Here is an 8529-nt window from a genome sequence, read left to right on the forward strand (position 1 = left end):
CGTTACCTGGATATATTCGCTGCTTGATGGAGATCCTCGTCCGTCAGCATATACCAAGTTACGCCATTGTCTTTTGATATTAAGTTGATACGTGTTTTTGTATCTTGGTTTCGTTTTGAATCGGAGCGATAGCTTTCCCGATAGGGAGACCACGTGGACCAATATTGCATGCTTACATATAAATAATCCCTACGGTCTCGCGTGATTCGATGGCGGTATACGCTATAGGCAGGCAATGCAGGCAGGGCAAATGCATTTGGTAGAGACCAATCGTTCTTGCTTGGGGATTTATACTGATAATAAAGTGCGGTCTGAAACAATCCCGGAAAATTGTTGCCACGTTGCCAGATACGGTAGAGAAGATGGATACCACCCGATTGGTCCGGAACAGCACCGACATAAGTCTGTTCCAAATCAGATACATACACAGGATCAGTCCAGCTATCGGATCCTTTTTTGGCAGCTCGATAGACAAAAGGATGGTTGTGCGTACCTGTAATGATGTGACGCTGCTGTTTGCCATCCATCAGTATGGAAGGCGTGTTGTGCGCATCGTTCACCGGCGGCGCATACGCCACCAATATCTTTTCCGACAGCTTTCTGCTTTTCCGGTCATAACTGGCCGTATATACAGGTACGCCCGGGGCATTGTCTTCGGGTTGACTGATCTCACCCCAGACCAAATGTACCTCATCTTCATCAGACACAACGAGGTTAGGTCTGCCCGAATGCTGACTCACACCATGGCCGCTATGGCTGACTTTGATAGATGGCGGCACATGCAATTTTCCGTCCCGGATCTCGGGAACAATTAGCTCCACCGTATGAATGGCTGTTTTTTTAAACGTATTTTTCTTTGTTCTGTCGCGTACCTGCCTGACAATGGCCGGAGGAGACTGCGTATCTATCGAAGTACCCGATGTTTCGATAGAATATGCCCCTCCATTGGGAAGGACGGCGACCTCTGCCTGTAATGTTTCACCGTCAACACGGACTATATGCGGTTGTTGCTTCAAATGGGCAATGCCATATACATATCCGTTGGCATCTGTTCCCAATGCACTCAACTTAAAGTCCACCTCATTAGAGGCATACCCCGGCAACGGAACAAGTCGCCATTCCCCATTTTTCAGTGTTTTGAGTCCTACGGAAGTAACTATCCAAGGATTATTTTTTGTATCGAAATAAAACTCGTTATCCCGAGGGTAATCTGGCTCATAAGCAAACTGAAACTGATCATGTTCAAAAAGCCTATACTGTAAAGGAAGTGTGATTGCTGCATCGGTTCTCTCCCTTTCGACCCGGAGCTCACCGAGAGAAAATGCTTGCATATGCGTTGCGGAATCAGTAACGACAAGTGCAAACTGATATGTTCCGTCTCTACTTTCTTGATCCAGTTGGTAGTCTACATACACAGTGTCCACAGCCTTGGGGGAGACCTGAATCTTGGAAGCAATCGTATTGACCTTGCCCGGAAAACCCGGGTCTGGCCGAACGGCAAGATCATAAGTGATCGATTTCGACTGATTATTGGATACCGAAAAGGCAAGTGTTCCCTGCTCACCCGGTTTCAGACGCCGAGAGAGCCTCCGCGGGGATAATAACCAATGTAAATTTTCGAGATCGAAATAACTGGATTTACTCGTTGACCATATCGGCAATACGGTTTGCCCGGCTTCAAATTCGTGGTTAAATCCTTTTATAAGGATTTTACCTCTGGCTATAGGCATTTTTAATTCCCATATTCCTGCCATCACATCGGTTATTTCTTCCGACATGACCTTACCTGCCATTTCATCAGATTTCCAAACAATCTTGCCGGTTGGATCCCTCAACTCGATGGTGCCTGCTCCCGCAGGTATCTGTTCAATAGATACACGTAGCGTCGAAGCGATGGGCTTGAAAAAAATCGACGTAGGTTTCCGCTCGCCATACAGCAAAATTGGTTCTTCTCTTCGGCTATCGGTATGTCCCGTACCGGCATTGATCACGTAACGATGAGCATTGGTCGCAAATCCCCAGGCCTGGTTTCGACGCAGATATGGATCATCATGGCAGGTGATGAGTACCGTATAGACACCGGCGTGCACGACGTCGGTCACAAAACGAATATGCTGCAATGGACCTTCCTTCCCTTCCCATTGTCCAGGAGGTGAGGCTATACGTTCTTGGGCCAGCACTGAGCCATCGGGTCCTGTGAGAAAAACTATTGCCGTACGGTCTATCTTCGCGTCGGTTTTGAAATCACGTTTATACACATCCACCGTAAGTGGTCCCGGAAGTGCATACATGTGTAGCGCTCCGGTATGTTGCAGGCCACCAATGACTCCTTCCGGCCATTTGGATTGTGCAAATGCACTGCCCATATAGAGCGCTAGAACAAGTACGATACTTATATTCAGCATCCATCCTCGATTTGCCATAGCTTTTTTTCTTGAGTGAGTTTGAGCTTATGTATGGTCCATCGGTAGCCTACCTAACACATGACCGGAAAAAGGTAGCCAATCCGTCCATTAAATCGAATATTCAGGCTTCCAGTACTGAATGCTTTTTGTTTCGATAGCATCCAAGCCCATACAGATGGCGATGGCGGTATCTTTGCCCGTCTCCACATTGGACAGAGGTGTCTTACCGTTTACCACACAGTCGTAAAAATTCTGTAGTGCATGAACAGTGGGCTCGACATATTTTTCCCCAGCTTTCAAATAAGGTAATTCTACCTTTTTGCCCGGCGTCTCATTGATCACCGTAGCACCGGTCACACCATCGACAATGCCAAAGCTCTTTTTGGTAGGTCCGGCAGACAGATAAGCTTTGTTCCGGCCTATTTCAATAGAGGCTTCATTGCCAAATATCTTGATTTCATAGGTATTGGTCGTATTGACGAGACTTGAAGCATAGGTTGCTTTCACACCGTTCGCATATTCATATATCGCCCTGACATTGTCGGTCGTTCCCCGGCCGTCTTTAAAATAATCCGTTCCTCCAACACCTAAGACCATAGCGGGATGGCTGCCCGTAATATAATTGATGATATCGATCTGATGTGCGCACAATTCGGAGAGAAGACCGCCGCACATATCCCTGTATAGTCTCCAATTGATCGTTTTTTCCAGTTTGGGATCTTTGACCTCCAGCTTCCAATCCGAGCGTCGGTTATAGTGACACTCGATACTATATTTGTCTCCTACCCCACCTCTTTGTATGAATTCCTTTACTTTGTGATACAGCCCATAATTTCTGTATTGAAAACCGACCTGTAGGACCTGCTTGGAGTTTCTGATCCTTTTCACCAGATCCAGTGACTGCTCGATCGTGAAAGTCATAGATTTTTCGACGTACACATGTTTTTTCATTTCCAAAGCTGCTATGGACATGGGGTAATGAAGATACAGAGGTGTGGACACGATCACCGCATCAATATTCTTGTCTGTCAGCATTTTTTCATAATCGGTGTACCCTTTGGCTTTGGGCCCTGCCTTGGCCAAGGCAGCATTAAGGTTGTCCGGAAGGATGTCACAGCAAGCTACTACTTCTAATCCGGTTATTGTTGCCATGGTATTGATCAGCCCCAACCCTCTCTTGCCTGTACCTACGATCCCTATCCTAACGGTTTTGTTGGAAGAAACACCTTGTCCTGCAAATACAGATGGAACTGCCACAAGACCACCAAGACCTATAACAGAACTTGCTATAAACTTTCTTCTATCTATCAGATTATTTGACATAACTGTATTATTTTAATGATTCTATATTTCTATACTTTACTATCCTTAGACTTCCATAGGGTGTCTAAGGACTTTTGTATGATTGGAGGTGTCTAAAAAAGTAAAGCAAACCGTTTAATTTATCATTCTGAGGCTTGCCGACTGCGTAGCAGGCATCAGGGACGTGTTGGTGGCTGTGGGGCTGATGCAACATTAATCTAAACATTTGATTAATAGCATAATTTTTAGATTCCTCCTATCGTCGGAATGACAAAAAGAGGCATACCATACTTTGTTAGACACTTTCTTTATTACCGACCCTTTAGTACGCTTCGCTCAACACTAAGGATAGTATAGGTCAACTTACCGCCTTCTCGACAGCCTGTCATACAGCAAATTCATTTTTATGATGCGCAACTCATTATCTATAGCCAGCTCCGATGCATAAAACACCTTTTCATTCAAAGCCGTGTACTGCTCATTAAGGCTTTTGGTCTTTGCTATGATTTGCTCCAGCCTCGGCAACAAAGATGAAATCTGAGAGGCCGTAAAATCCGGAGCATTGGCCAAATGCTCGATATACTGATATTCCACATACAATGCTCTGGTCTTAGCCATTAAACGATAGTGTTCAAATTCCTTCTCATTTTTCAACGGTTTCAGATTGTCAAAAACCTGTTCAACGATCTGTACACTATCCAATAACTGTTTGATAGAAAAATTATCTTTACGCCTTACCTTTCCTTGTCCTATTTCGTAAGGAACAGCCGTCAGGGCCGTAAAAAACCTGTTGGACTGTTCTTTATTAAACCCATATTTTTCTTTGGTATAATCTTCCACAAACTGCCCTATATCCAAAGGCTCTTTTGCGTGTATAGCCTTTAGATAAGCTTCCAGCAAAAGATTGAAGCCAGACAAAGGGTAAACTCTCCGGACGGCATATAGATCCACCATATCTGATCCACTTTCCCGTACGTAAGAATATACCCCCGACGTCGACCAAGAGGTCATTACCATACCTGTATAGCCTAGCGCTCTTGCCTGTGGAACAAAGTCCTTTATATTGGTAAAATGTTTCTCCCAGGTCGTCAGGTTGTAATTGTCTGGACTGGAACGCAATGAAGGTGCTCCCCAAATCTCAAAACCAGCTTCGGTCAATTTTCGGGGATCTCCAAACCGATTCAGTTCCCAGCCATAATTCCAATCTACAAATACTACCCCTTTCGGAAGAGATGCCAAAGATTCAGGATATTTCAGTGCGATATCCGCCCACAATACCGGTATCTTGCCCATGTCCAGGACAATATCACACATCAGTTTTACATAGTCACCGTACAGTTTTCCCACACCATATTTTTCTACCTTTGCTTTGCTCTTGGGACTATGCCCCAAAAGCCTTGTCTCATCACAACCTATATGGAAATATTTGGACGGATGCAATGCAGCCATCTCATGAAAAAGATCCGTAAAAAGCTCCTTTGCCAGTGCTTCCTGTATAGGATTGACCTGAGAATAGTCCGTATTGGATTCTCTCAATTTTGCATATTTCGGAAACCGAAGGATATACTCCACGTGGCCGAAACTCTGCTGTAACGGAATAACATCAATTCCCAATCCACTACAATACCGTACAAGGTCTGCTATTTCAGCCTTGGTATAGGCATATCGATTGGGAATAAGCGGGTGCTTCTCAAAAGGGAAAGTAGCCTCGTACTCCATAATCAATGTATTGATACCCGATTTGCTCAGTTGCAGGGCAAACTCTTTCAAAGCTTCCAACTTCATGACCTGTATTCGCAAATCCAGATGAAACCCTTTTATCTTAAAGTCATCAGCATGCTTTGTGGAGCCTTGCGCCATTAAAACAGTAACGGATGTCACCATGAAAAGCATGGCTAACGAATATAATCTAATCAGTCTGAATATCATTTTATATATATTTTTTCGAGCAACTCTATTTATTTTTTCCCGTGCGACACCATAACGCCCCCATCAACAATCCACGTAGTAGAAATAATAATCGTTGACATGTACACCCCAGAAAATCGTCAACGTTAACGATTTTCACTACACAAAAATTGTTTCCATGTACATAAGATGAACCATAATAATAGACTTATTTCTCTCTAGGTGATCGTTATACCAGCATATAAAAATGCCAAGTGTAGCTTACGCCTGTTGGTTTTTTACTTGTCCAGGAATCATCACCATCTACATCACTCATATATACAACATTCCAACCTTTTTTTAGGGTAATATCATAATTAGCTCCACCGGATTCTCCCTTAATAGTCACATCTCTATCGGCATACCACCAGGCGGTACGGTACATATCATCGTCCTCTTCTGCTAACAGATAAAAAGATCCGATTTCTTCATCGTCCGCATTGTAGCCGGAGATGTTATCCACATAAAATATGGTAGCATTTTTGTCACTTACGCTGACCCCCGACGGTGCCTCTCCCAGGTCCAAGTTCGAATATTTGGCATCCACTGTCGCAGGAAACTCCACTGTAAATCCCTTGTTTGCAAATGGTGTTTGGGCTATTACATCTCTACCGTAATCGCTTCCATCATCCCAATATGCAAGAGCTTTTACGATCTTGACTTCAGCACCACCATGGACGGTTACATTGGTGGCTGTAATCTTGAAAGCTTTATCTCCACCATCGTTATCATCTTTGCGACAAGAATTAAATACTGTCGTGGTGAATACCAGAGCCAAAATGAGCCCAAAATTCAAAAAATTACTCTTCATCTTTTCTATAGATTTAAACTGCGCCTCCACTTTTCGGCTCTCGGCTTCTCCGTTGTTCACTGTAGATTTTCAAACGTAGATAAATTTATAATCTCTGTTCTCAATTTTCATAGAACATATAGTTTTCGATCGTAATGATATCAATAGGCATAGGTTTAAAATCACCTACCTCCTCTTTTAATAAAAAGAACCTATAAAGATAATTCAACGCAAAATAACCTTGCTTGTCCGGACGTTGGCATATCAAAAAATCTACCATTCCTTTGGCGAGATAATCTACATTTTCTTTCAAAAAGTCAAATCCTACGATATAAGGTTTGGTAATCTCCGGATGGTCATAAAAGAAGCGTCCTACTATCGATACACGGGAGTTGGTGACAAACAATACATCAGGGGTATATTTATGGACATTCAGCTGCAACTCTTTTTCAACCTCATCATATTCGTTGAATGGTATATCCACCACATCTATTTTAAAGTCTCTGTTCAAATTAAAGAGATACTCTTTATACCCTTCAATTTTTGTATCCAGATACTTATAATTTTCCAATCCTTTTGCTATATTGAGTATAAGTATCTTAGACCCTGCCCCTATCAGGTAAGAAGTCAGGTTGCCCGCCAATCGTCCTGTACTATTCAGGTCGGGACCTATATAGCCCAATGTAGACTTGCTCGGTATATCTGAGTTGATGTATATCGTCTGCAATTTCCTTTTATGGCATTCTTTGACAAAATGTTCTGTCTCATTAATAAATATAGGAGCGATGACCACGGCATTGAACTTCCCATTCAATATCTGCGCAGATGCTTTTGCAAAAGTATCCACATCTTCCTGATCATAGAGAAACACCGTCGTTTGGATCCCGAAAGGCTCCAATTCTTTGATCGCTTTATGGATACCATCCAAGCACAATTGCCAATAACCGGTCTCCAAAGATGTTTTTGGTATCAAGACCGCAAAGTTAAGATTGTTCTTGACCGACAGCGATCGTGCATAGATATTGGGTTGATAATTGTATTCTTTGATAATATCTTTGATCTTTTTCCGTGTGGCATCAGACACATCCTTCCTGTTATTCAGCACCCGATCCACCGTAGCAATGGAAACATTTGCTAACCGGGCGATATCTTTGATACCAAAATGTTTTTTTCCCTTATCTTCAGACATTATTGCTTTTCTTAAATGATTGAATGAAATGTACTGATCAAATATAAATAAAAAGGCTTGTTTGACAAATAGGTTTAAGAACACAGGACACGATCGAAACTTCACACAGTGATATTTTTTGCGGAAGGAATATTTTAGACAGTTTTTGATGATTTTTTTTATTTATCTGGCGTAAGTATTTCCTTCGGAGAGCCCCCTGGTCGGTTAGCGAAGAGATACTTGTTACCCTATTAAATGGGTACGTTTTGGAATATATTCGCTAAGTTAACGCAAACTCAGCATAAAAGAAAACCCCTGCCGATTGGTAGGGGTTTTATACAGGAAGTTCACTTTTAAATATAGATACTCGTACTCGTCTAAGCGTGGCCATAACGAGTATGCTATTTTTCATCCTCGTTTCAACTATTCTCGTTCCGGCCTTGAGTGCGGGGCAGAGGGACGCATCAAAACAAGGACGATTTACGATGTTTCCAAAACAAATGTTGTCTTACACTAAAACACTATTTGCTGGCATCGATTGCAGCATTAGCTTCTTTGATAGCCTTCGCTTTTGCCCTTACAGCCTTTCCTTGCTCAGGAGTCAGTATCTTGTAATACTTCTTTGATCTTTCTTTCGTCAACTTTGACCTTTCCTCTTTTGCCTCTTCTTTTGACAAAGATTTATTTGCTTTCACTTCGGCCAGTTTGGCTTTGTACTCAGTTTCCAGCGCCGTCAATGCCGTACGTTGCTCTTCAGTAGCATTGATCTCATCAAACAGCTCTGTAGAATAATATTTGAGAGGTTTTTGCTTTTCTTGCGCAAAACTTTTCGAAGAAAACATAAACAACCCAAAGATCAAGGCTAATGCTAAGATTACTTTTTTTATGATTTTTTTTTAAATTTAGAGTTTATAAAT

General features: G+C 42.5%; 6 protein-coding genes. All 6 read right to left on the reverse strand.

Annotated elements, in window-relative coordinates; all coding sequences use genetic code 11:
- Positions 1-2: 2 nt before the first annotated feature.
- Positions 3-2423 (reverse strand): BNR-4 repeat-containing protein, encoded by a 2421-nt coding sequence (locus tag G5B00_RS14585; protein ID WP_163876964.1) that lies wholly within the window; start codon positions 2421-2423, stop codon positions 3-5.
- Positions 2424-2513: 90 nt separating this feature from the next.
- A complete protein-coding gene (locus G5B00_RS14590; RefSeq protein WP_163876967.1) occupies positions 2514-3728 on the reverse strand; it encodes a Gfo/Idh/MocA family protein in 1215 nt (404 codons plus the stop codon).
- 342 nt (positions 3729-4070) lie between these two features.
- Positions 4071-5636 (reverse strand): family 20 glycosylhydrolase, encoded by a 1566-nt coding sequence (locus G5B00_RS14595; RefSeq protein ID WP_240894521.1) that lies wholly within the window; start codon positions 5634-5636, stop codon positions 4071-4073.
- 208 nt (positions 5637-5844) lie between these two features.
- The gene (locus tag G5B00_RS14600) at positions 5845-6525 is read right to left on the reverse strand and encodes a hypothetical protein (protein WP_163876970.1); all 681 of its coding nucleotides are present in this window, start codon (positions 6523-6525) and stop codon (positions 5845-5847) included.
- A 40-nt stretch (positions 6526-6565) separates the two neighbouring features.
- A complete protein-coding gene (locus tag G5B00_RS14605; RefSeq protein WP_163876973.1) occupies positions 6566-7633 on the reverse strand; it encodes a LacI family DNA-binding transcriptional regulator in 1068 nt (355 codons plus the stop codon).
- A gap of 500 nt (positions 7634-8133) precedes the next feature.
- Positions 8134-8454, reverse strand: coding sequence for a hypothetical protein (locus G5B00_RS14610; RefSeq protein ID WP_163876975.1), 321 nt, complete (start codon positions 8452-8454; stop codon positions 8134-8136).
- Positions 8455-8529: the final 75 nt, after the last annotated feature.

This window comes from Parapedobacter sp. SGR-10 (assembly GCF_011030405.1).
Taxonomy (GTDB): Bacteria; Bacteroidota; Bacteroidia; order Sphingobacteriales; family Sphingobacteriaceae; genus Sphingobacterium.